At 65.1% G+C, this 21,248-nt stretch carries 20 protein-coding genes and 1 pseudogene; 12 read left to right on the forward strand and 9 right to left on the reverse strand.

Annotation, left to right across the window (positions count from 1 at the left end; all coding sequences use genetic code 11):
- Window positions 1-46 precede the first annotated feature (46 nt).
- Window positions 47-787 carry an acetoacetate decarboxylase gene (locus J4G43_RS07375; RefSeq protein WP_063985719.1) on the forward strand — a complete coding sequence of 247 codons (741 nt, stop codon included), beginning with the start codon at window positions 47-49 and terminating at the stop codon, window positions 785-787.
- 63 nt (window positions 788-850) lie between these two features.
- Here the strand turns inward: J4G43_RS07375 and J4G43_RS07380 are convergent, their stop codons facing one another.
- The 5 genes and pseudogenes from J4G43_RS07380 to J4G43_RS07400 form a co-directional block, all read right to left on the reverse strand.
- Window positions 851-2,293 carry a homospermidine synthase gene (locus J4G43_RS07380; protein WP_208084387.1) on the reverse strand — a complete coding sequence of 481 codons (1,443 nt, stop codon included), beginning with the start codon at window positions 2,291-2,293 and terminating at the stop codon, window positions 851-853.
- Window positions 2,294-2,359: 66 nt separating this feature from the next.
- A pseudogene (locus J4G43_RS07385) lies at window positions 2,360-2,742 on the reverse strand (RidA family protein).
- Window positions 2,743-2,877: 135 nt separating this feature from the next.
- Complete coding sequence (locus tag J4G43_RS07390) at window positions 2,878-3,465, reverse strand: GNAT family N-acetyltransferase (protein WP_208084388.1); 588 nt, start codon at window positions 3,463-3,465, stop codon at window positions 2,878-2,880.
- 145 nt (window positions 3,466-3,610) lie between these two features.
- On the reverse strand, window positions 3,611-4,753 hold the full coding sequence (locus tag J4G43_RS07395; RefSeq protein WP_063985715.1) for a type III PLP-dependent enzyme: 1,143 nt from the start codon (window positions 4,751-4,753) through the stop codon (window positions 3,611-3,613).
- A gap of 674 nt (window positions 4,754-5,427) precedes the next feature.
- Window positions 5,428-5,682 carry a hypothetical protein gene (locus J4G43_RS07400; protein WP_041954176.1) on the reverse strand — a complete coding sequence of 85 codons (255 nt, stop codon included), beginning with the start codon at window positions 5,680-5,682 and terminating at the stop codon, window positions 5,428-5,430.
- A 137-nt stretch (window positions 5,683-5,819) separates the two neighbouring features.
- Between J4G43_RS07400 and J4G43_RS07405 the strand changes: the two genes are divergently transcribed.
- From J4G43_RS07405 to J4G43_RS07420, 4 genes are all read left to right on the forward strand, one after another.
- On the forward strand, window positions 5,820-7,901 hold the full coding sequence (locus J4G43_RS07405; protein ID WP_208084389.1) for a M3 family metallopeptidase: 2,082 nt from the start codon (window positions 5,820-5,822) through the stop codon (window positions 7,899-7,901).
- The gene (locus J4G43_RS07410) at window positions 7,901-8,539 is read left to right on the forward strand and encodes a DUF1007 family protein (protein ID WP_208084390.1); all 639 of its coding nucleotides are present in this window, start codon (window positions 7,901-7,903) and stop codon (window positions 8,537-8,539) included. Before J4G43_RS07405 ends, J4G43_RS07410 begins: the two co-directional genes overlap by 1 nt.
- Window positions 8,536-9,666 carry a nickel/cobalt transporter gene (locus tag J4G43_RS07415; RefSeq protein WP_208084391.1) on the forward strand — a complete coding sequence of 377 codons (1,131 nt, stop codon included), beginning with the start codon at window positions 8,536-8,538 and terminating at the stop codon, window positions 9,664-9,666. The genes J4G43_RS07410 and J4G43_RS07415 overlap by 4 nt, the downstream gene beginning before the upstream one ends.
- 222 nt (window positions 9,667-9,888) lie before the next feature.
- Window positions 9,889-10,326 carry an acyl-CoA thioesterase gene (locus J4G43_RS07420; protein ID WP_208084392.1) on the forward strand — a complete coding sequence of 146 codons (438 nt, stop codon included), beginning with the start codon at window positions 9,889-9,891 and terminating at the stop codon, window positions 10,324-10,326.
- A gap of 7 nt (window positions 10,327-10,333) precedes the next feature.
- Here J4G43_RS07420 and J4G43_RS07425 read toward each other — a convergent pair whose 3' ends face one another.
- Window positions 10,334-10,732 carry an MAPEG family protein gene (locus tag J4G43_RS07425; RefSeq protein ID WP_063985710.1) on the reverse strand — a complete coding sequence of 133 codons (399 nt, stop codon included), beginning with the start codon at window positions 10,730-10,732 and terminating at the stop codon, window positions 10,334-10,336.
- An 82-nt stretch (window positions 10,733-10,814) separates the two neighbouring features.
- Between J4G43_RS07425 and hemH the strand changes: the two genes are divergently transcribed.
- From hemH to J4G43_RS07450, 5 genes are all read left to right on the forward strand, one after another.
- On the forward strand, window positions 10,815-11,852 hold the full coding sequence (gene hemH / locus J4G43_RS07430) for a ferrochelatase (RefSeq protein ID WP_085398394.1): 1,038 nt from the start codon (window positions 10,815-10,817) through the stop codon (window positions 11,850-11,852).
- Window positions 11,853-11,863: 11 nt separating this feature from the next.
- Window positions 11,864-12,841, forward strand: coding sequence for an ABC transporter substrate-binding protein (locus J4G43_RS07435; protein ID WP_208084393.1), 978 nt, complete (start codon window positions 11,864-11,866; stop codon window positions 12,839-12,841).
- Between the two features lie 76 nt (window positions 12,842-12,917).
- On the forward strand, window positions 12,918-13,475 hold the full coding sequence (locus J4G43_RS07440) for a hypothetical protein (RefSeq protein WP_225004714.1): 558 nt from the start codon (window positions 12,918-12,920) through the stop codon (window positions 13,473-13,475).
- 193 nt (window positions 13,476-13,668) lie between these two features.
- Window positions 13,669-14,673, forward strand: a complete 1,005-nt coding sequence (locus J4G43_RS07445) for an SPFH domain-containing protein (protein ID WP_071909416.1) — start codon at window positions 13,669-13,671, stop codon at window positions 14,671-14,673.
- 112 nt (window positions 14,674-14,785) lie between these two features.
- Window positions 14,786-15,229, forward strand: a complete 444-nt coding sequence (locus tag J4G43_RS07450) for an NfeD family protein (RefSeq protein ID WP_028148102.1) — start codon at window positions 14,786-14,788, stop codon at window positions 15,227-15,229.
- Window positions 15,230-15,416: 187 nt separating this feature from the next.
- Here J4G43_RS07450 and J4G43_RS07455 read toward each other — a convergent pair whose 3' ends face one another.
- Window positions 15,417-15,743: a winged helix-turn-helix transcriptional regulator gene (locus J4G43_RS07455; protein ID WP_208084394.1), complete on the reverse strand. Its 327-nt coding sequence runs from the start codon at window positions 15,741-15,743 to the stop codon at window positions 15,417-15,419.
- Between the two features lie 71 nt (window positions 15,744-15,814).
- On the opposite strand from J4G43_RS07455, the gene J4G43_RS07460 reads away from it, so the two are divergent.
- Entirely contained in the window at window positions 15,815-16,369 is a 555-nt protein-coding gene (locus J4G43_RS07460; RefSeq protein ID WP_208084395.1) for a carboxymuconolactone decarboxylase family protein, read from the forward strand.
- 157 nt (window positions 16,370-16,526) lie between these two features.
- Here the strand turns inward: J4G43_RS07460 and J4G43_RS07465 are convergent, their stop codons facing one another.
- Entirely contained in the window at window positions 16,527-17,534 is a 1,008-nt protein-coding gene (locus J4G43_RS07465; RefSeq protein WP_208084396.1) for a KpsF/GutQ family sugar-phosphate isomerase, read from the reverse strand.
- A gap of 191 nt (window positions 17,535-17,725) precedes the next feature.
- Between J4G43_RS07465 and J4G43_RS07470 the strand changes: the two genes are divergently transcribed.
- On the forward strand, window positions 17,726-19,468 hold the full coding sequence (locus J4G43_RS07470; RefSeq protein WP_208084397.1) for an outer membrane beta-barrel protein: 1,743 nt from the start codon (window positions 17,726-17,728) through the stop codon (window positions 19,466-19,468).
- Window positions 19,469-19,679: 211 nt separating this feature from the next.
- On the opposite strand, the gene J4G43_RS07475 is transcribed toward J4G43_RS07470, so the two are convergent.
- Window positions 19,680-21,131: a glutamate synthase subunit beta gene (locus J4G43_RS07475; RefSeq protein ID WP_208084398.1), complete on the reverse strand. Its 1,452-nt coding sequence runs from the start codon at window positions 21,129-21,131 to the stop codon at window positions 19,680-19,682.
- Between the last annotated feature and the right edge of the window lie 117 nt (window positions 21,132-21,248).

Here is a 21,248-nt window from a genome sequence, read left to right on the forward strand (position 1 = left end):
CGGCCCGATCCATAATCTGTCGCGCCAACGACAGATGGGGCCTCCCATGAAGATCGAAGACGTCCGCCGCACCGCTTATTCGATGCCGCTTACCAACCCGGCATTCCCGCCGGGGCCATATCGCTTCTTCGACCGCGAATATTTCATCATCACCTACAGGACCGATCCCGAAGCCCTCGCCGCCATCGTGCCCGAGCCGCTCGAGGTGGCGGAGCCGGTGGTGAAATACGAATTCATTCGCATGCCCGACTCGACCGGATTCGGCGATTACACCGAAACCGGGCAGGTGATTCCGGTTCGCTTCAAGGGCGAGGAGGGCGGCTACACCCACGCGATGTATCTGGACGACGAGGCCCCGATCGCCGGTGGCCGCGAGCTGTGGGGCTTTCCGAAGAAGCTCGCAAGGCCCAAGATCGAGATCGAGAGCGACGTCCTGGTCGGTTCGCTGCATTACGGCTCGGTCCTCTGTGCTTCGGCCACGATGGGTTACAAGCACCGCAAGGTCGACCACGACATGGTGCTGAAATCGATGGCGGCGCCGAACTTCATCCTGAAGATCATCCCGCATGTCGACGGCAGCCCGCGGATCTGCGAGCTGGTGCGGTTTCATCTCGACGACGTCGTGCTGAAGGAAGCTTGGACCGGCCCTGCCGCGCTCGGCCTGTTTCCCCACGCACTCTGCGACGTCGCCCGCCTGCCGGTGCGCGAGGTGGTCTCGGCGCTGCATTTCAAAGCGGACCTGACGCTCGGGCTCGGTAGCGTGGCGTTCGATTACTTGGCGAAATAGGTCGGCAAAAAGAAATGCCCGGCACAAGGCCGGGCATCGCTATCAACCGGAAGCGCTGAGAGGTCAACGCACCAGGACATTCCGGAACTGCCAGGGATCGCTCGTGTCGATGTCTTCCGGGAACAATCCCGGACGATCCGTCAGCGGCGTCCAGTCGGTGTAGAAACCCTTCACCGGGCCGAGATACGGCAGCTGGATCTCCAGCAGACGGTCGAAATCCATCTCGTCGGCTTCGACAATGCCTTCGTTCGGGTTTTCCAGCGCCCACACCATGCCGCCGAGCACGGCGGAGGTCACCTGCAGGCCGGTGGCGTTCTGGTAGGGGGCGAGCTTGCGGGTTTCTTCGATGGAGAGCTGCGAGCCGTACCAATAGGCATTGTTGTCGTGGCCGAACAGCAGCACGCCCAGTTCGTCGATGCCGTCGACGATTTCGTTCTCATCGAGGATGTGGTGCTTTTCCTGCATCTTCGCGGCGCGGCCGAACATTTCGTGCAGCGACAACACGGCATCGTCAGCCGGATGGTAGGCGTAGTGGCAGGTCGGCCGGTAGACTGCCGTGCCCGATGCGTCGCGCACCGTGAAGTAATCGGAGATCGAGATCGACTCGTTGTGGGTGACGAGGAAGCCATACTGCGCGCCGCGGGTCGGGCACCAGGTGCGCACGCGCGTGTTGGCGCCGGGCTGCATCAGATAGATGGCGGCGCCGCAGCCGGCTTCGTGGGTCCGCGCATTCTCGGGCATCCATTTTTCATGGGTGCCCCAGCCGAGCTCGGACGGCTGCACGCCTTCCGACAGGAAACCTTCCACCGACCAGGTGTTGACGAAGACGTCCGGCTCTTTCGGTGACTTGGAGCGCTGGGTGTCGCGTTCGGCGATGTGGATGCCCTTGATGCCGGCCTGCCGCATCAAATCGGCCCACTCGGCCTTGGTCTTCGGCTTGGGGGCATTGAGCTTCAGATCGGCGGCGACATTGAGCAGCGCCTGCTTGACGAAAAAGGAGACCATGCCGGGATTGGCGCCACAGCAGGAGACGGCCGTCGTCGAGCCCGCCGGGCGCGCCTTCTTGGCGGCCAGCGTCGCTTCGCGAAGCGCGTAGTTGGAGCGCGCCTCCGGGCCCTTCGAGGAATCGAAATAGAAGCCGAGCCAGGGCTCGTTGACGGTATCGATATAGAGCGCGCCGAGCTCGTTGCAGAGCTCCATGATGTCGGTGGAGCCGGTATCGACCGAGAGATTGACGCAAAAACCCTGGCCGCCGCCTTCGGTGAGCAGCGGGGTCAGCAACTCCCGGTAATTGTCCCGGGTCACGGCCTTCTGGATGAAGCGGACGTTCTGCTTCTCGCAATGCGCCTTGCGACCCTCGTCCTTGGGATCAATCACGGTGACGCGCGACTTGTCATAATCGAGATGCCGCTCGATCATCGGCAGCGTGCCTTTGCCGATGGAGCCGAAGCCGACCATGACGATGGGACCAGTGATCTTCGCGTAGATCTGCGAGGGGTGGCTCATGGGATGGTTTCTCCGGAACGTGCTGGCAGACAAAGGGTGAGGGTGGATCAGGCGCTGCGGCGCTTGTCAGACGCTGCGGCGCTTGGCGGTGACTTCGATCTCGACCTTCATCTCGGGCTTGGCGAGGGCGCTGACGACCAGCAATGTCGCAGCCGGCCTGATATCGCCGAGAACCTCGCCGCAGACGGCGAAGTGGGCATCGATGTAGCTGGCGTCGGTGACGTAGTAGGTCGCACGGACGATATCGGCCATCTCGAATCCGCCCTCCTTCAGGGCGGCTTCGATGGTCTTGAAGCAGTTGCGTACGTGACATCTGATGGCATCGTCATCGTCGTGTAGTCATAGCCGGTGGTTCCGGCGACGAAGGCGAACTCGCCGTCGATCACGGCGCGGCTGTAGCCGACGGTCTTCTCGAGGGGAGAGCCGGTGGAGATCAGGCGACGGGACATGGTCGTGGGCCTCGACTGAAGGGGGTGTTTGGCGGGTTAAAGGGCGTTTCTCAGGCTCGCGCAACCCTAAAGGAATGGGCACGCGCGGGCGTCGCCGCGGAATGCGGCTTAAGTCGTCGCCATCATGGCAATCCCTTAGGCCGCGTGCGCCTGGAGGGCGCGAACTACCCTCCGTTTGGGCAGGGCCGCGCCGGTCGGGACGATCATCCCCTCAACGCCATCCAGCGCACCGGCCTGGAATTCGATCGCCAGCAGGCGATCGCGCTCGAACGGGCCGGGCAGCATCAATGCGCCGGTCTTCTCGGGCGAGAAGCCGAAGCGGGCGTAGTAGGGGGCATCGCCGAGCAGGATCACGGCGGCATGCCCGCGTGCCCGGGCGGCGGCCAGCGCTTGTTGCATCAGCGCGGCGCCGATCCCGAGCTCGCGGAAGGCAGGGTCCACCGCCAGCGGTCCGAGGACCAAAGCGGGTCTGCCTCCGGCGCTGACGTGCCACAGCCGCACGGTTCCCACGAGTGTCCCCTCGCGCACAGCCGACAGGGCAAGGCCTGCGGCAGGTGCACGTCCGTCGCGCAGGCGCTGGCAGGTGCGGTCATGGCGGTTCTCGCCAAAGCTTGCATCCAGCAGCGCTTCACGGGCGGCGACGTCGGCAGCACGTTCCGCACGGATCGCGAACGGAGCGGCTTTCGAAGTGAGGGCGACTTGTGGCTTCCGAAAAGCAGTCATGGCGCGTCAGTCCCCGCTTGAACCCGCGTGCGAGAAGCACGCCGGCTCAAGACGTCGTCAGAATGGCAATGTCAGGAAGGGAGCCGGCGGACCGGCTCCCGGGTTCATCAGGCCTCAGAACGAGAGGCGGGTCAGATGCGGCAAATCAGATGTGGTACGTCTTCAGCGGCGGGATGCCGTTGAACGCCACCGCCGAGTAGGTCGACGTATACGCCCCGGTGCCTTCGATCAGCAGCTTGTCGCCGATCTCGAGCGTGACGGGAAGCGGATACGGGCTCTTCTCGTACAGCACGTCGGCGCTGTCGCAGGTCGGGCCTGCGAGCACGCACGGCGTCATGTCCGCACCGTCATGCGGGGTGCGGATGGCGTAACGGATCGACTCGTCCATGGTCTCGGCGAGACCGCCGAACTTGCCGATGTCCAAATACACCCAGCGTACCTCGTCCTCGTCGCTCTTCTTCGAGATGAGCACGACTTCGGATTCGATGATGCCGGCATTGCCCACCATGCCGCGACCCGGCTCGATGATGGTCTCCGGAATCTGGTTGCCGAAGTGCTTGCGCAGCGCGCGGAAGATCGAGCGGCCGTAGGTGACCACCGGCGGCACGTCCTTCAGGTACTTGGTCGGGAAGCCGCCGCCCATGTTGACCATGGAGAGGTTGATGCCGCGCTCGGCGCAGTCGCGGAACACCTGCGAGGCCATCGCCAGCGCACGGTCCCACGCCTTCACCTTGCGCTGCTGCGAGCCGACATGGAAGGAGATGCCGCACGGCTCCAGGCCCAGGCGCTTGGCAACGTCGAGCACGTCGACAGCCATTTCCGGGTCGCAGCCGAACTTGCGCGACAGCGGCCATTCGGCGCCGGCGCAGTCATAGAGGATGCGGCAGAACACCTTCGCGCCGGGAGCGGCACGGGCGACCTTCTCGACCTCAGGAACGCAGTCGACCGCGAACAGCCGGATGCCGAGCGCGAAGGCGCGCGCGATGTCGCGCTCCTTCTTGATCGTGTTGCCGAAGGAGATGCGGTCGGGCGTCGCACCCGCGGCCAGCGCCATTTCGATCTCGGCGACCGTCGCGGTGTCGAAGCAGGAGCCCATGGACGCCAGCAGCGAGAGCACTTCCGGCGCCGGGTTCGCCTTGACGGCATAGAACACGCGGCTGTCGGGCAGCGCCTTGGCAAAGGTCTGGTAATTGTCGCGCACGACCTCGAGGTCGACCACGAGGCAAGGCTCGGTGTCCCGGCCCTCGCTGCGGCGGTTGCGCAGGAATTCCTGAATACGTTCGGTCATAGCACTCTCCCAAACGGCCCAGCGACGGGGATCCGTTCAAAAAATGTCGTCGGATAAGAGCGCTCCGGCCAGATCACGCGATGGAGGCGTGACGAGCCAAAGACTCACATCAGACTGTGCTGCCGTGGATTGGTTGGGAATTTCCCGCCCGCACACCTGGCAATGAAGGACAAGCCTTTTCAGTAGCCCGCGCCGGCGTTGGACTGCCGGTAGAGACCAAAAAAGCCCGATCCGTCGTTGCTTTAAGTCGCGTCCCCCGTTGAGAGCGGGGTGCGCCGGTTCGCCTCCGGCTGCCAGTCACGGTTGCAAAAAGTGAAGTCACCTTCGACTAGGCATCTCTTTGAGAGAGATGCTGGACGCTCCGGGTTTGCTTCCTCGTCCGACCTTTCGGTCTCGCGACTTCCGCACTTCCGAAGAGCCCCTCGGCTTCTTCACCCCTTGGCGGCTGTCCGGCCTCTTGTCCGGATACCTACCGACTGACACACGACCACAGGCACGTGCGAAATTGGGCAAGAGCGCACATAAGCGTTTTGACTCAGCTTCGCAAGAATTTTTTTAGGCTGAGGACAGAATTGCCTAACATCTGCTTGCGCAGTGTTGCGCGAGCGGCGCGGAAGATGAACGCGCGTTAAGTTTTCTCAGCCGTGCGCGCGTCTTGCGCGCGCGAGGAAGCGTCAGCGGCGCTTCGTGAACGGCTCGACGCGCTGAGCCGCGCGGATGAACGCGGTCATCACGAGCACGCCGAGCGCGAACAGCACAGCCTGGAGGATGTGCGTGCCCTGATCGCCGAGCCCGAACAGGATCGCGAGCGCCCAGCCGCCGGCGAACGCGGCGCCGAATACTTCGGCGCCGATCAGGATGGCCGCGCTGACGACAGTGATGACGCTTGGCCAGACGATCTGACGGGAAGAGGAGGCAGGCGCGTTCATGAGCTCTGGGGTCCGTGGCTTCGAGGGCCGCAATCTCCCCGAAAAGGCGGCCGGGAGCAAGGGCAAATGGCCCAAAAAAGCCCCATCGCGTGCTATAGCTGACCCCAACAATCGAGCCACAAAAACCGGGACTTGCGATGTCAGACCCCCGCCAAACCACGGACCCCGAGACCAACCCGCTGCTGAAGGCCTGGGTGACGCCGTTTGCGACCCCGCCCTTCGACGAGGTCAAGCCCGAGCACTTTCTGCCGGCCTTCGAGCAGGCCTTCGCCGATCACTCCGCGGAGATCGCGGCTATCACCAACGATCCGGCGGCCGCCGACTTCGCCAACACCATCACGGCGCTGGAGCGCTCCGGCAAGCTCCTCACCAAGGTCGCGGCGGTCTTCTACGACCTCGTCTCGGCGCATTCCAACCCGGCCATCCTGGAGATCGACAAGGAGGTCTCCTTGCGGATGGCGCGGCACTGGAATCCGATCATGATGAACGCCGTGCTGTTTGGTCGCATCGCCCATCTGCACGAGAACCGCGCCGCTCTTGGTCTTTCGCCCGAGCAGCTCCGGCTGCTGGAGCGCACCTACACCCGGTTCCACCGTTCCGGTGCCGGCCTCTCCGAAGAGGCGAAGGCGCGGATGGCGGAGATCAACGAGAAGCTCGCCCAACTCGGCACCGGCTTCAGCCACCACCTGCTTGGCGACGAGCAGGAGTGGTTCATGGAGTTGGGGGAGGCCGACCGCGAGGGCCTGCCGGAGAGCTTCGTCGCAGCCGCCAAGGCTGCGGCGGAAGAGCGCGGCATGGACGGCAAGGCCATCGTCACGCTGTCGCGCTCCTCGACCGAGCCGTTCCTGAAGAGCTCGGCCCGCCGCGACCTGCGCGAGAAGGTCTACAAGGCCTTCACGGCGCGCGGCGACAACGGCAATGCCAACGACAACAACGGCACCATCGTCGAGATCCTGCAACTGCGCGAGGAGAGCGCCAAGCTTCTGGGCTATCCGACCTTCGCCGCCTACCGGCTCGAGGATTCCATGGCCAAGACGCCGGATGCGGTGCGCGGCCTGCTGGAGCGGGTCTGGAAGCCGGCGCGTGCGCGTGCGCTCTCCGACCGCGACGAGATGCAGGCGTTGATCACGGAAGAGGGCGGCAATTTCAAGCTCGCGCCCTGGGACTGGCGCTTCTATGCCGAAAAACTCCGCCTCCAGCGCGCCAATTTCGACGACGCCGCGATCAAGCCGTATCTTACGCTCGATCACATGATCGCCGCCGCCTTCGACTGCGCCACCCGCCTGTTCGGCATCACCTTCGAGGAGCGCAAGGACGTGCCGGCCTGGCACCCGGATGTCCGGGTCTGGGAGGTGAAGGGCCCTGACGGCAAGCACAAGGCGCTGTTCTACGGCGACTACTACGCTCGGCCGTCGAAGCGCTCCGGCGCCTGGATGACCTCGCTGCGCGACCAGCAGAAGCTCGACGGCGAGATCGCGCCGCTCGTCATCAATGTCTGCAACTTCGCCAAGGGCGCCAACGGCGAGCCCTCGCTGCTCTCGCCCGACGATGCCCGTACCCTGTTCCACGAGTTCGGCCACGGCCTGCACGGCATGCTCTCCAATGTGACCTATCCGTCACTCTCGGGCACCGCGGTGTTCACCGACTTCGTCGAGCTGCCCTCCCAGCTCTACGAGCACTGGCAGGAGCGGCCGGAGGTGCTGCAGCAGTTCGCCCGCCACTACCAGACCGGCGAGCCGCTGCCGGACGATCTGCTCCAGCGTTTCCTCGCCGCGCGAAAGTTCAACCAGGGCTTTGCCACGGTCGAGTTCGTCTCCTCGGCGCTGGTCGATCTCGAATTCCACACCCAGCCGGCTTCCGCCGCACAGGATGTCCGCGCCTTCGAGAAGAAGGAGCTGGAGAAGATCGGCATGCCCGAGGAGATCTCGCTGCGCCACCGGCCCACGCAGTTCGGCCACATCTTCTCCGGCGACCATTATGCCGCGGGCTATTACAGCTACATGTGGTCGGAGGTGATGGACGCCGACGCCTTCGGCGCCTTCGAGGAGGCCGGCAACATCTTCGATCCTGCGGTGGCAAAGCGCCTGCACGACGACATCTACTCCTCGGGCGGATCGGTCGATCCCGAGGCCGCCTATGAAGCCTTCCGCGGCCGCCCGCCGGAGCCCGACGCGCTGCTCCGCCGGCGCGGCCTGCTCGATGGCGCCAAGGCAGCCTGATGGGCATGCGTGCCCTGTTCGGCCTGTTGCTCGCCGCTGCGATGACGTTCGCAGCCGGCGCGGCGAGGGCGCATCCGCATGTCTGGATCACCGCGACCAGCGAGCTGCTCTATGCCGCGGACGGCTCGATCACCGGCGTGCGCCACGCCTGGACCTTTGATGACATGTTCTCGGCCTATGCCCTGCAGGGGCTCGAGAGCAAGACCAAGGGCGCCTACACCCGTGAAGAGCTGGGGCCGCTGGCGCAGACCAATGTCGAGTCGCTGAAGGAATACGCCTACTTCACCTTCGCGCGAGGCGACGGCAAGAAGGAGCGTTTTAATGAGCCGGTCGACTACTTCCTCGACTACAAGGATACCGTGCTGACCCTGCACTTCACGCTGCCGCTGAAGACCCCGGTCAAGCCCAAGCAGCTGGTGCTCGAAGTGTTCGACCGCTCCTACTTCATCGACTTCCAGATGGCCAAGGACAATCCGGTCAAGCTGGTCGGCGCGCCCGCCGGCTGCCAGATGAAGCTCGATCGTCCCAACGACGGCTCCGCCGCCGCGCAGAAGCTCAACGAGCAGACCTTTCTGAACGGTGAGAACTCGAATTTCGGCATGATGTTCGCCAACAAGATCACGGTGGATTGCCCTTGAAGCCGCAACTCTCCCCGTTCGCACGCGGGCTGCTTGCCTGCGCTGCGGCTGTCGTCGTGCTGGGTGTGGCGGACGCCGCGCTTCACGATCTCCTCGCGCAAAATCCGTTCGGTGCACCACGCCCGGCGCAGGCCGCGGAGCCCGAGGCCAGCGGCGTCATTGGCTGGCTGTTGGCAAAGCAGTCGGAATTCTATCGCCAGATGTCGGCGACCATTCGCGCCGCGAAGTCCGACGGCTCGGCGGTGTGGACGCTGCTCTTCATCTCCTTTGCCTATGGCATCTTCCACGCCGCCGGCCCCGGCCACGGCAAGGCGGTGATCGCCTCCTATCTCGTCGCCAACCGCGAGACCGCGCGGCGCGGCATCGCGCTGTCGTTTGCCTCGGCGCTGATGCAGTCGCTGGTGGCGATCCTGATCGTCGGCATCTCGGCCTGGGTGCTGAACGCCACCGCCAAGACCATGTGCAAGGCGGAAGGCGCGATCGAGATCGCGAGCTACGGCCTGATCGCGCTGTTCGGCCTGCGGCTGGTCTGGGTCAAGGGCCGCACCTTCATCCGCGCGCTGCAGGCGGTCCAGCCGGTGCCGGCGATCGCCGGCGTGCCGCATGACCATCACGATCACGGCCATCACCATGATGCCCATGACCATCATGACCACGATCACGGTCATGATCACCATCATCACGACCATGGTCACGCCCACGCCCATCACCACCATGCGCATGACCACGTCCATGACGAGCATTGCGGCCATTCCCACGGTCCGACGCCGAGCGAGCTCGCCGGCCCCGGCGGCTGGCGGCGCGGGTTCGCTGCGATCCTGACCGTCGGCATTCGGCCCTGCTCGGGTGCGATCCTGGTACTGGTGTTCGCGCTCGCGCAGGGCCTGTTCTGGGCCGGCATCGCCGCGACCTTGCTGATGGGGCTCGGCACCGCCATTACGGTCGCGGCCATCGCCGTCGTCGCCGTCTCCGCCAAGGACATCGCCGCCCGCCTCAGCGCCGGGCGCGACGGCGGCGGTGCGCTGTTCATACGCGGCATCGAATTCGGCGCCGCCGCTCTCGTGCTGCTGTTCGGCGCGGGCCTGCTGTTCGGCTACATCGCCGCCGAGCGGACGACATGTTTCTGAGCCCCGCTCTCGTGCCCCGGACGCAGCGCAGCGTCCCTTCGACGATGCGCTGCAGAGCCGGGGTCCATCTCTCCCTACGGTAGCGTGTGGCTTTCTGGGTCCGGCTCTGCGGAGCAGGGCAATAGCGCTGCACCGCGTCCGGGACACGAGAGCGGCGGCTTTCCGAACTCTCTCCGGTCGGCTATTCAATCGATCAATCAACAAGAATGGTCGGGGGATTCAATGTCGCGCGAAAACTTTCGGTTCTTTCATCCGTTTCGGGTGCGCTATTCCGAGATCGACGGGCAGGGCGTCGTCTTCAACGCGCATTATCTCACCTATTTCGACACCACCATCACCGAATATTTCCGCGCGCTGGGCTTTGACCAATATGCGGACGCGCAGGCGAGCGGCATCGATTTCCACGTCGTCAAATCGCTGATCGAATACAAGGCACCTGTCCGCTTCGACTGGGAGCTCGACGTCGGCGCACGCGTCGCGCGGATCGGCAATTCGAGCCTCGTCTTCGAGCTCGCCATCTTCCTGAAGGACGGCACGGATGCACTGGTGACCGGCGAGATCGTGTGGGTCTACACCAACCAGGAAACCCATCGTCCGGTCACGATCCCGGCATCGATGCGGGCGCTGATTGCGACGCGGGAGCGGCATCTGTCGGAGTGAGGCCGCCTCACACGGGCAAGAACCGCTTCAGCGCCGGCATGAAGAAGATCCCGAGATTGATCGCAAAACCGATGCTCCAGAGGATGGAGCGCAGCGTCGGGCGGTTGCCGAGATAGGTCAGCACGTAGGCGATCCGCACGATCAGGAACAGCACGGCGAGCTCGTCGATCAGCCGCTGCGGCGAATCCCGGAATTCGGCAAGCAGCACCGCGAAGGCGAAGAACGGAAAGGTCTCGATGCCGTTCTGGTGGGCACCAAGCGCGCGCTGCGCCAGCGCATCCTCGAAGAAGGCGGGGTCGCGCGGCCGGGAATTGTCGAAGATGCGAAACCGCGTCCATTTGATCGAGACGATCGTCGCCAGATAAAGCAGCAGCGCTCCCAATACGCAGAATTCCGCGAGTGTCATCAGCCCCTCCCCGCTTGGGCGCGACCCTAGCGAAATCGACCTCATCTTGACAAGTTCGGAGCAACGCGCGACGCAACTGATCATGACGACAATTGCCCCCATCGCAGCGCAAAAGCCCGCCGTCCGGTCCAGCCTGCGGCGCGTCGGCGTGCTCCTGGTCAATCTCGGCACGCCCGATACGGCCGATGCGCCCGGCGTGCGGGTCTATCTCAAGGAATTCCTCTCGGACGCCCGCGTTATCGAGGACCAGGGGCTGGTCTGGCAGTTCGTGCTCAACGGCATCATCCTGCGCAGCCGTCCCCGCACCAAGGCGCTGGACTACCAGAAGATCTGGAACAATGAGCGGAACGAGTCGCCGCTGAAGACCATCACGCGCTCGCAGAGCGACAAGCTTGCGGCTGCACTGTCTGACAGCGACCACGTCGTCGTGGACTGGGCGATGCGCTACGGCAATCCCTCGATCAAGTCCGGCATCGATGCGCTGATCGCGAAGGGGTGCGACCGCATCCTCGCCGTGCCGCTCTATCCGCAATATTCCGCCTCGACCTCGGCGACGGTCTGCGACGAAGTGTTCCGCGTGCTCGCCCGCTTGCGTAACCAGCCGACGCTGCGGGTGACGCCGCCTTATTACGAGGACGAGGCCTATATCGAGGCGCTCGCGATCTCGATCGAGACGCATCTGGCGACGCTGCCGTTCACGCCGGAGCTGATCGTGGCGTCCTTCCACGGCATGCCGAAATCCTATGTCGACAAGGGCGATCCCTACCAAAGCCACTGCGTCGCCACGACCGAGGCGCTGCGCCGCCGGCTCGGCATGGACGAGACGAAACTGCTGCTGACCTTCCAGTCGCGCTTCGGCAATGACGAGTGGCTCCAGCCCTACACCGACAAGACCATGGAGCGCCTGGCCAAGGAAGGCGTGCGCCGCATCGCGGTGGTGACGCCGGGCTTTTCCGCCGACTGCCTGGAGACGCTGGAGGAGATCGCGCAGGAGAATGCCGAGATCTTCAAGCATAATGGCGGCGAGCAGTTTTCGGCGATCCCCTGCCTGAACGACAGCGATCCCGGCATGGACGTGATCCGCACCCTGGTGTTGCGCGAGCTTCAGGGCTGGATCTGATGGTGTGTCCCATGAACCGCCGCGAGACTTTGGCGCTTCTTGGGACGATCGCCGCGCTGCCGGCCTCGGTGCTGGCGCAGCAGCCGAACGCCACGCGGCGGCTCGGCGTGCTCTCGGTCACGGCCGCGGATGACGCGATCGGGCAGGCCCGCAGCACGATCCTGGTCGAGACGCTCGCCGCCCATGGCTGGAAGGAGCACGACAACCTCAGGATCGATTGGCGCAGCGGCGCCGGCGACCGGGCACGCATCGCGCGCCTCGCCGACGAACTCGTGGCGCTCAAGCCGGACATCCTGCTCGCGGTCGGCACGCCCTCGGTCGAGGAGCTGCGCCAGCGCACCACGACGATCCCGATCGTGTTCGCCGTCGTCACCGATCCCGTCAGCCAGGGCTTTGTCAAAAACCTCGCCCATCCCGGCGGCAACATCACCGGCTTCACCGATTACGACGGCCCGGTCGCCGGCAAATGGCTGGAGATGCTGACGCAGGTCACGCCAAAAGTGTCCCGCGTCTTCGTCGTCTACAATCCTGCCACCGCGCCGTTCGCGCCCCTGATGCTGCGCACGATCGAGGACGCCGCACGGACGCTTCATGTGACGGTCGAGGCCGCGCCAGTTCAGGACGCTGGCTCGATCGCCGCGCTGGCTTCGCGGAAGGACGGCGGCCTTTTGGTGCTGCCTGACTTCTTCACCATGGCCAATCGCGCCCAGCTCCTGGCTGCAATCGGTGAAGCCCGCGTGCCGGCGGTGTTCTGGAGCCGCACCTTCGTCGACGAGGGTGGGCTGATGTCCTACAGCACCGACAGCGCCGAGCAGCTTCGCCGCGCCGCCAACTACATCGATCGCATCTTGAAGGGCGCGCTGGCAGCCGACCTGCCGGTCCAGAATCCCACCAAGTTCGAGCTGGCGATTAACCTGAAGACGGCGAGGGCGCTGGGGCTGACCATGTCGCCCTCGCTGCTTGCGCTCGCCAACACCGTGGTTGAATAGGGGCGCCGAAGCTACCTTCAACTGGTGATTCCGGAATTCCTGGGGCAGAATGACGGTGGGGATGTTGCCGCGAGCGATGCGGCTCGAACGGGGCGGGCGCGATTACATGCGGGGATTGTTGCTTGTAGCCGTCGTGGCCTGCGGACTCGCTGGCTGCAACACGACCGGGGACGTTGCGTCGACCATGTATCCGGAAGCGGTGCGGGCCGGCGGTGCCGTCAAGAGTGATACGGCCATTGTCCTGGTCGCAAACGGCGGCAGCGAGACGATCAACTATCTTCAGTTCGTTCACAACGGTTTTCCCGCGATCAATGCGCGAGGGATCAGCGTTGCTCCGGACGGCTTTGTTGCGATTCCGGTCGCGGTCGGAACGACAGGGCTTGAGCTGCAAAACTATACGACGACGGGGCGCCCGGGCACCTATCTCCCGAATGGCGCGTCGATGGGATTCGTGCCGGTGCATACGCCCAAGATCGATCTTCCCGCCCCCGGACTGTATTACGTTGCGACCGTCTTTCCGGGGCAGCAACGCAGTTTCGAGACAAGGCCGACGGCCGTCCAACTGGCGAAGCTGCGAAAGGAGCGGCCCGAGCTCGCCGCGCTGAAGCCGGTGAATTTTACATGGTCCAACTAGGACACCGGCCGTTGCTAGGTTGCCTCCGTGCCCTTTCAAGGGCTTTCTCACAATACTTATCGGCGATCGTTCCGCCTCCGTACTTCTTGTGGAAATGTCGCCCCGCGCCGACGTGAATGGTGACCGCTGAACCGGTAAGGTCGCGTTCCCGACCAATGACAGCGCGGGAAAGGGCTTCCGCCTTGGAGGAAGTATGAGCGGTTTCGATGTTTTCGCGATTGTTCTGGTTTTGCTCGTCATCGTCACGCTGGTTGCCGGCGTGAAGACGGTGCCGCAGGGCTATGACTGGACCATCGAGCGGTTCGGCAAATACACCCAGACGCTGAGCCCCGGGCTCAATCTGATCGTGCCCTATTTCGATCGCGTCGGACGCAAGATCAACATGATGGAGCAGGTGATCGACATTCCCGAGCAGGAGGTCATCACCAAGGACAACGCCACCGTGACGGTGGACGGCGTCGCCTTCTACCAGGTGTTCGATGCCGCCAAGGCGAGCTACGAGGTCTCCAACCTGACCCAGGCCATCACGGTGCTGACCATGACCAACATCCGCTCGGTGATGGGAGCGATGGATCTCGACCAGGTGCTGTCGCATCGCGACGAGATCAACGAGCGCCTGCTTCGCGTCGTCGACGCCGCGGTCTCGCCCTGGGGCCTCAAGGTCAACCGCATCGAGATCAAGGACATCGTGCCGCCCGCCGACCTCGTCGAAGCCATGGGCCGGCAGATGAAGGCCGAGCGCGTCAAGCGCGCCGACATTCTGGCCGCCGAAGGCCAGCGCCAGTCCGAGATCCTGCGCGCCGAGGGCGCCAAGCAGGGCCAGATCCTCCAGGCCGAGGGCCGCAAGGAAGCTGCGTTCCGCGACGCCGAGGCTCGCGAACGTTCCGCGGAGGCCGAGGCCAAGGCGACGCAGATGGTCAGTGAGGCCATCTCCAAGGGAGATGTCGCCGCGCTGAACTATTTCATCGCCGACAAGTATATCAAGGCGTTCGGGCAACTGGCCGACTCGCCGAACCAGAAGGTCATCATGCTTCCGGTCGAAGCGATGAGCATGCTGGGCTCGCTCGCCGGCATCGGCGAGATCGCCAAGGCAACGTTCGGCGAAAGCGCGGCGTCCGCGGCCGCTGCCGCCCGCCGCGGCGGCTCGGTGCCGACGACCGGCCCCACGCCGCCGGCGGTACCGCCGCGGCAGGGGTAATCAAAGCGCATGCACTTTCGAAAAGTGCATGCGGCAATTTAAAGCGCATGCCCCGGAAAAGTGGGGACCGGTTTTCCGATCAGGGCATACGCCAGCATAAAGAGGTCGTGTCATGACCGACATGTTCGTATCGCTCGGCACCTGGAATTGGCTGATCTTCGGTTTCATCCTGATGGCGCTGGAAGTGCTGGCGCCGGGCGTATTCCTGTTCTGGCTCGGGCTCGCCGCGTTGCTGGTCGGCCTGATCTCCTTTGCTGTCGCCGTGTCGTGGCAGATCCAGCTCGTGATGTTCGCAATCTTCGCGGCCGCCGCCGTGCCGGTGTGGCGCCGGCTGGCGCGGCCGAAGCTGGACGCAAGCACCAGCCCCTTCCTGAACAAGCGCAGCGAGGCATTGCTCGGCCGCGAGTTCACACTGGAGAAGCCGATCATCGACGGCAACGGCACCGTGCGCCTCGGCGACACGGTGTGGCGCGTGGCCGGGCCCGATACGCCGGCCGGGACGCGGGTGAAGGTGGTGCAGGTGGACGGTGCGAATCTGACGGTGGCCGCGGCGTAGTTTGTTTCCCTCCCCCCTTGTGGGGGAGGGTGGCTCGCCGCAAAGCGGCGAGACGGGTGAGGGGTATCTCTCCGCGAGTGAATCTCTTGCTTCTGAATTCGCGGAAGCAACCCCTCATCCGGCGCTTCGCGCCACCTTCTCCCACAGGGGGAGAAGGAAGATTGGAGCGCGCGGCTGCGTCCAGATTCTACCTCTTCCACCTCTCCGCAAACCGGTGCAGCGGCATGAACGTCTCGCACAGCTCGCGCCCCAGCACCGTCAGCCCGTAACCTCCACCGTCGCCCAGCTCCACGAACCCCGCGTCGCGCAGCTCCGTCAGCCGCGCCTGCAGCACTGTCGGCGAGGCCTCGTCGCAGGCCGTGCGCAACGCGCGGGAGGTGAGGGCTTGATCGCGCAATTCCCACAGGATCCGCAGGCTCCAGCGTCGGCCGAGGAGGTCGAGCAGCGCCATGATCGGCCGGCCGGTGCGTGAACCGCGGACGGTCCGGCTCCCTGATGCTGCCTGTTTCGCCATCCCGGCCTCTTGCGTGATGCTACAAATAATGTAGCGTGTTGCTACGATAATTGTAGCAACGGAGGCAGCTGATGTCCCAGGCCACGCCGCGCATCGCGCCGCTTGTCCCGCCTTATCCCCCGGAGATCCAGGCGCAGTTCGACCGCATCATGCGCGGCGCGCCGCCGCTGGCGCTGTTCCGGGTGATGGCGGGCCACGCCCGCGCCTGGGACAAGTTCCGCGCCGGCGGCCTGCTCGATCCCGGTCCGCTGTCATTGCGCCAGCGCGAGATCGTCATCGACCGGACCTGCGCGCTGACCGGATGCGAATATGAATGGGGCGTGCATGTCGCGATCTTCGCCGGGCCGGCGCGGCTCAGCGAGGAGGAGGTGCACGCGACCGCGCGGGGCGATGCGACGTCACCGTGCTGGTCGCTGGCCGAGCAGGCGTTGATCGCCGCCGTCGACGCGATGCATCACCGTGCGACGTTGGACGACGCCGAATTCGGCGCGCTGTCGGCGCATTACGACGAGGCCCAGATCCTGGAGATCATGCTGCTGTGCGGCTTCTACCGCACGGTGTCGTATCTGGCGAACGGACTGAAGCTGCCGCTGGAGGAGAAGGCTGCGCGGTTTCCGACGGTCTAACCGCCGTCATTGCGAGCGTAGCAGTGCCGCTCTTGGTTCCTCATCCTGAGGAGCGCGGAACGCGCGTCTCGAAGGATGAAGGCCCGGCCGGTGGCCTCGCCCTTCGAGACGCGCGCCGTTGGCGCGCTCCTCAGGGGGAGGGTCAAGACAGCGCGTCCTAAGCCACGCCCGCCCGCAGCAGATCGTGCAGGTGCACGATGCCCACCACCTTGTCGGCTTCGGTCACCACCAGCGTCGTGATCTTGCTTGTGTTCAGCACCTCGATCATCTCGGTGGCGAGCATCGAGGGCGGCACGGTCTTCGGCTGCCTGGTCATGATGTCGTCGACGGACGCCGTCAGCAGATCCGGCCGCATGTGGCGGCGCAGATCGCCGTCGGTGATGATGCCCGCGATCCCGCCGGCATCATCGACGATGCAGACGCATCCCAGGCCCTTGGCGGACATCTCCATCACCGCGTCCGACATCTTGGTGCCGAGCGGCTTGAGCGGGATCTCCGCGCCCGTGCGCATGTAGTCGCGGACGAATTTCAGCATCGCGCCGAGCTTGCCGCCCGGGTGGAAATGCGCGAACTCCAGCGCGGTGAAGCCGCGGCCTTCGAGCAGCGCGATCGCGATGGCATCGCCAATCGCGACCTGCATCATCGTCGACGTGGTCGGCGCCAGATTGTGCGGGCAGGCCTCGCGCGCCTTCGGCAGCTCGATCACGATGTCGGCCGCTTGGCCCAGCGAGGACGCCGCGTTCGACGTCACCGCGATCATCGGGATCGCGAAGCGCGCCGAATAGTTCACCAGCGTCTTCATCTCCGGCTGCTCGCCGGACCAGGACAGCGCCATGATGACGTCGTCGGTGGTGATCATGCCGAGGTCGCCATGGGCGGCTTCCGCGGTGTGGACGAAGAAGGCCGGCGTGCCGGTCGAGGCCAGCGTCGCCGCGATCTTGCGCGCCATGTGGCCGGACTTGCCGAGGCCGGTGACGATGACGCGGCCCTTGGCGTTGCGGATCAGGTCGACCGCCTTGGCGAATGTCGCGCCCAGCGGACCGCGCAGGGCGGCGGCGAGCGCATTGATGCCGCCGCTCTCCGTCTCCAGTGTGCGGAGCGCGGATTCGACGCTGTCGGGAGTAGGGCCGGATGATGAGGTCATCAGCGGTTTCGAGCTCGGCATTTTCAGGTCCAGGGAGGAGGGGCGCTCGCCCGTTCGCGCCTGCTTAGCATGGCCAGACCGGCGAGGCGACGAGAGCGCCAGGGCCCGAAACGGGTCATTAACCATAATTGTTTTAACTCCATTAACGATGGTTCCCGCCCGCCGGCGGAGGTCGTCGTGGAAGTCTTTGATTTCGTTGGAGTTATTACATCGTGGGGGCGCCTCCAGGCACGAGCCGGAGCAAACGCGGGCATTTCCTGCGCGCGGCTTTGCCGTGCCTCGCGCTGACCGCCCTGCAAAGCGCGCCGGCGGCCGCCCAGAGCCTCACGCCCGACCTGTTCAATCCCAATCGCGGCGGCTTTGCCGCGCCCGACACGCTGCCGACGCGCCGCACGGCGGCCGTGCCGCAGGCGCCGTTGGATGCGCTCCCGGCGCTGCCCGATCCCAATGCCGATCCGCGCAAGCGCCAGCAGGCGCCGGCGACCTCGCGCGTCGGCCAGGTGCCGACCTACGGCCTGCCGGCCGCCAACGGCGCCAGCGGCTCCGGCTACGACTCGCTCAATCGCAAGCGGCAGCAGCCAAAGCTCTATCCCGGGCAGCCGAAGCCGAAGCGCCCGGTCGGACCCGGCTCGCCGGTGCCGCCGGCAACGCCGGACCGGACGCTCGGGCCGCCGCGCATCGCGCCGCCACCGTCGGAAACCGCAAACAAGGCGCCGGTGCCGCGGGCGATGGCAGGCACCGTGCCCGGCCAGCCGCTGCGCCGCCGCCTCAAGGCCGACGACGATGCGTTCGGCGCGGTCGGCGACTATGCCGGCAGCTTCCTGATCAAGGGCGGGCTCGAGCTCTCGGCCGGCTACGACACCAATCCGGCGCGCCTGAACAAGCCGGTCGGCTCGCCGGCCTATGTCGTCGCGCCCGATCTTCTCGTGATGTCCGACTGGGAGCGCCACGCGCTGGTCGCGGATCTGCGCGGCTCGTTCTCCGGCTACACCAACAACATGCCGGCGACGATCGACGGCTTTGCCTCGCCGTCGCCGGTCGAGATCGACCGCCCCGATTTCACCGGCCATGTCGACGGTCGTTTTGACGTCAGTCGCGACCTCAAGCTCACCTCGCAGTTCCGGCTGCGGGTCGCGACCGACAATCCCGGCAGCCCGAACGTGCAGGCGGGCCTGCAGAAATATCCGATCTACGCCAGCTATGGCGGCACCTTCGGCTTCGACCAGACCTTCAATCGCTTCCAGGTGGCCGCCGGCGCCACCGTCGATCGCACCGCCTACACCGATTCCAAGCTGACCGACGGCTCGACCTTCAGCAACGACGACCGCGACTTCAACCAGTATGGCGGCATCGGTCGTTTCTCCTACGACCTCAAGCCGGGGCTGAAGCCGTTCGTCGAGATCGAAGGCGACAGTCGCGTGCACGACCAGCCCGCCGACCGCAACGGCTATTTCCGCGATTCATCGGGTGGCTACGCCAAGGTCGGCTCGAGCTTCGAGTTCTCGCGAATCCTGACCGGTGAGATCTCGGTCGGCTATACCGCGCGCAACTATGTCGACCCGCGCCTCAGCCAGCTCGCGGGCTTCCTCACCGCGGGCTCGCTGATCTGGAATGCGAGCGGCCTGACCACGGTGAAATTCGCCACCGACACGCAGATCGCGGAGTCCACGGTCCCCGGCTCCTCCGGCGTGCTGGTGCACACCTACGGGATCGAGGTCGATCACGACTTCCGCCGCTGGCTTACGGCCGTGGGCAAGTTCACCTACGGCACCTACGACTACCAAAACCAGAATCGCAACGACAAGACCTACTCGCTCGAAGGCAATCTGATCTACAAGCTCAACCGCAACATCTGGATCAAGGGTACGCTGCGCCACGACATCCTGAACTCGAACCAGCCGGGTTCGAGCTCGCAGGGGACGGTGATGTTGGTGGGGGTGAGGTTGCAGAATTAGCGGGCATGGCGGAGCGCGTTTGAGCGTATGCGTGTGCGGCTTAGTTGGCTCCGCTCTCGCCACCTACTCCGCTGTCATGCCCCGGCTTGACCGGGGCATCCAGTACGCCGCGGCCTATCGTTTCAATTTCAACTGTCTCTGGAATGCTGGATCGCCCGGTCAAGCCGGGCGATGACAACGTTTGTTGATATGGCAGCAGAACCAGCCGCGGTTACCGCGGCAGATCCGTCTTCCCCATCAGGAACGTGTCGATCGACCGCGCACACAGCCGGCCCTCGCGGATCGCCCACACCACCAGCGACTGGCCGCGGCGCATGTCGCCGGCGGTGAACACGTTCGGGCGCGAGGTCTGGTAGTCGAGCGTGTTGGCCTTGACGTTGCCGCGCGGGTCGAGATCGACCGAGAGCAGCTTGAGCAGGCCCTCGTGCACGGGATGCACGAAACCCATCGCGAGCAGGATGAGCTCGGCATCGAGCTCGAACTCGGTGCCGGCAATCGGCTTGAACTTGTCGTCGACGCGCACGCAGTGCAGCTTCTTGACCTTGCCGTTCTCGCCGGAAAACTTCTGCGTCAGCACGGCGTATTCGCGGATCGCGCCTTCGGCCTGGCTCGACGAGGTGCGCATCTTCAAGGGCCAGTTCGGCCAGGTCAGGCCCTTGTTCTCGCGCTCGGGCGGGGCGGGCATGATCTCGAGCTGGGTGACCGAGAGCGCACCCTGGCGCAGCGAGGTGCCGATGCAGTCAGAGCCGGTGTCGCCGCCGCCGATGACGACGACATGCTTGCCGCCAGCCAGGATCTCCTGGACGCCGCCGAGCGGCTCCTCGGAGACGCGGCGGTTCTGCTGCGGCAGGAAGTCCATGGCGTAGTGGATGCCTTGAAGATCGCGGCCGGGGATCGGCAGGTCGCGCGGGGCTTCTGCGCCGCCGGTCAGCGCGACGGCATCGTAATCGTTGAGCATCTCGCGCGGGTCGACATTGCCCTCAGCGCCGACATGGCTGTTGTAGTGGAAGGTGACGCCTTCGCCTTCCATCTGCTTGACGCGGCGGTCGATGACGCCCTTCTCCATCTTGAAGTCGGGGATGCCGTAGCGCAGCAGGCCGCCGGCCTTGGCGAACTTCTCGAACAGATGCACGTCGTGGCCGGCGCGCGCGAGCTGCTGCGCGCAGGCCATCCCGGCCGGACCCGAGCCGATCACGGCGACCTTCTTGCCGGTCTGGACGGCCGCCACTTCCGGCTTCAGCCAGCCATTGTCCCAGGCGCGGTCGACGATCGCGCATTCGATGGTCTTGATGGTGACGGGGTTGTCGTCGATGTTGAGCGTGCAGGACGCTTCGCACGGCGCCGGGCAGATGCGCCCCGTGAACTCCGGGAAATTGTTGGTCGAGTGCAGGTTGCGCGAGGCCTCTTCCCAATTGCCCTGATAGACGAGGTCGTTGAAGTCGGGGATCTGGTTGTTGACCGGGCAGCCGGGCGTGCCCGGCGCCACCGAGCCGGTGCCGTGGCAATAGGGGATGCCGCAATTCATGCAGCGCGCGGCCTGGTCGCGCGTTTCCTTCTCGGTCAAGGGAACGACGAACTCGTTGTAATGCTTCACGCGCTCGGCGACCGGGGTGTACTTGCGGTCATGCCGTTCGATTTCGAGAAAACCCGTGATCTTGCCCATTAAACCCGAAGTCCCTGCCGCCTAAATTCGTCTTCTCTCTAGCCAGACCCTCATCCTGAGGAGCGGCGCACTGGCGCCGCGTCGCGAAGGATGAAAGGCCCCGCTGGTGACCTCATG

Source organism: Bradyrhizobium barranii subsp. barranii, assembly GCF_017565645.3.
Lineage (GTDB): Bacteria > Pseudomonadota > Alphaproteobacteria > Rhizobiales > Xanthobacteraceae > Bradyrhizobium > Bradyrhizobium barranii.

Excerpts from the sequence above, each read along its gene's own strand:
- J4G43_RS07390 (WP_208084388.1), bottom strand. The coding sequence starts at position 3,465 with ATGACTGCTTTTCGGAAGCCACAAGTCGCCCTCACTTCGAAAGCCGCT.
- hemH (WP_085398394.1), top strand. The coding sequence starts at position 10,815 with ATGACGACAATTGCCCCCATCGCAGCGCAAAAGCCCGCCGTCCGGTCC.
- J4G43_RS07460 (WP_208084395.1), top strand. The coding sequence starts at position 15,815 with ATGTCCCAGGCCACGCCGCGCATCGCGCCGCTTGTCCCGCCTTATCCC.
- J4G43_RS07440 (WP_225004714.1), top strand. The coding sequence starts at position 12,918 with ATGCGGCTCGAACGGGGCGGGCGCGATTACATGCGGGGATTGTTGCTT.
- J4G43_RS07475 (WP_208084398.1), bottom strand. The coding sequence starts at position 21,131 with ATGGGCAAGATCACGGGTTTTCTCGAAATCGAACGGCATGACCGCAAG.
- J4G43_RS07450 (WP_028148102.1), top strand. The coding sequence starts at position 14,786 with ATGACCGACATGTTCGTATCGCTCGGCACCTGGAATTGGCTGATCTTC.
- J4G43_RS07465 (WP_208084396.1), bottom strand. The coding sequence starts at position 17,534 with ATGCCGAGCTCGAAACCGCTGATGACCTCATCATCCGGCCCTACTCCC.
- J4G43_RS07395 (WP_063985715.1), bottom strand. The coding sequence starts at position 4,753 with ATGACCGAACGTATTCAGGAATTCCTGCGCAACCGCCGCAGCGAGGGC.
- J4G43_RS07410 (WP_208084390.1), top strand. The coding sequence starts at position 7,901 with ATGGGCATGCGTGCCCTGTTCGGCCTGTTGCTCGCCGCTGCGATGACG.
- J4G43_RS07445 (WP_071909416.1), top strand. The coding sequence starts at position 13,669 with ATGAGCGGTTTCGATGTTTTCGCGATTGTTCTGGTTTTGCTCGTCATC.
- J4G43_RS07380 (WP_208084387.1), bottom strand. The coding sequence starts at position 2,293 with ATGAGCCACCCCTCGCAGATCTACGCGAAGATCACTGGTCCCATCGTC.
- J4G43_RS07435 (WP_208084393.1), top strand. The coding sequence starts at position 11,864 with ATGAACCGCCGCGAGACTTTGGCGCTTCTTGGGACGATCGCCGCGCTG.
- J4G43_RS07455 (WP_208084394.1), bottom strand. The coding sequence starts at position 15,743 with ATGGCGAAACAGGCAGCATCAGGGAGCCGGACCGTCCGCGGTTCACGC.
- J4G43_RS07405 (WP_208084389.1), top strand. The coding sequence starts at position 5,820 with ATGTCAGACCCCCGCCAAACCACGGACCCCGAGACCAACCCGCTGCTG.
- J4G43_RS07425 (WP_063985710.1), bottom strand. The coding sequence starts at position 10,732 with ATGACACTCGCGGAATTCTGCGTATTGGGAGCGCTGCTGCTTTATCTG.
- J4G43_RS07420 (WP_208084392.1), top strand. The coding sequence starts at position 9,889 with ATGTCGCGCGAAAACTTTCGGTTCTTTCATCCGTTTCGGGTGCGCTAT.
- J4G43_RS07375 (WP_063985719.1), top strand. The coding sequence starts at position 47 with ATGAAGATCGAAGACGTCCGCCGCACCGCTTATTCGATGCCGCTTACC.
- J4G43_RS07400 (WP_041954176.1), bottom strand. The coding sequence starts at position 5,682 with ATGAACGCGCCTGCCTCCTCTTCCCGTCAGATCGTCTGGCCAAGCGTC.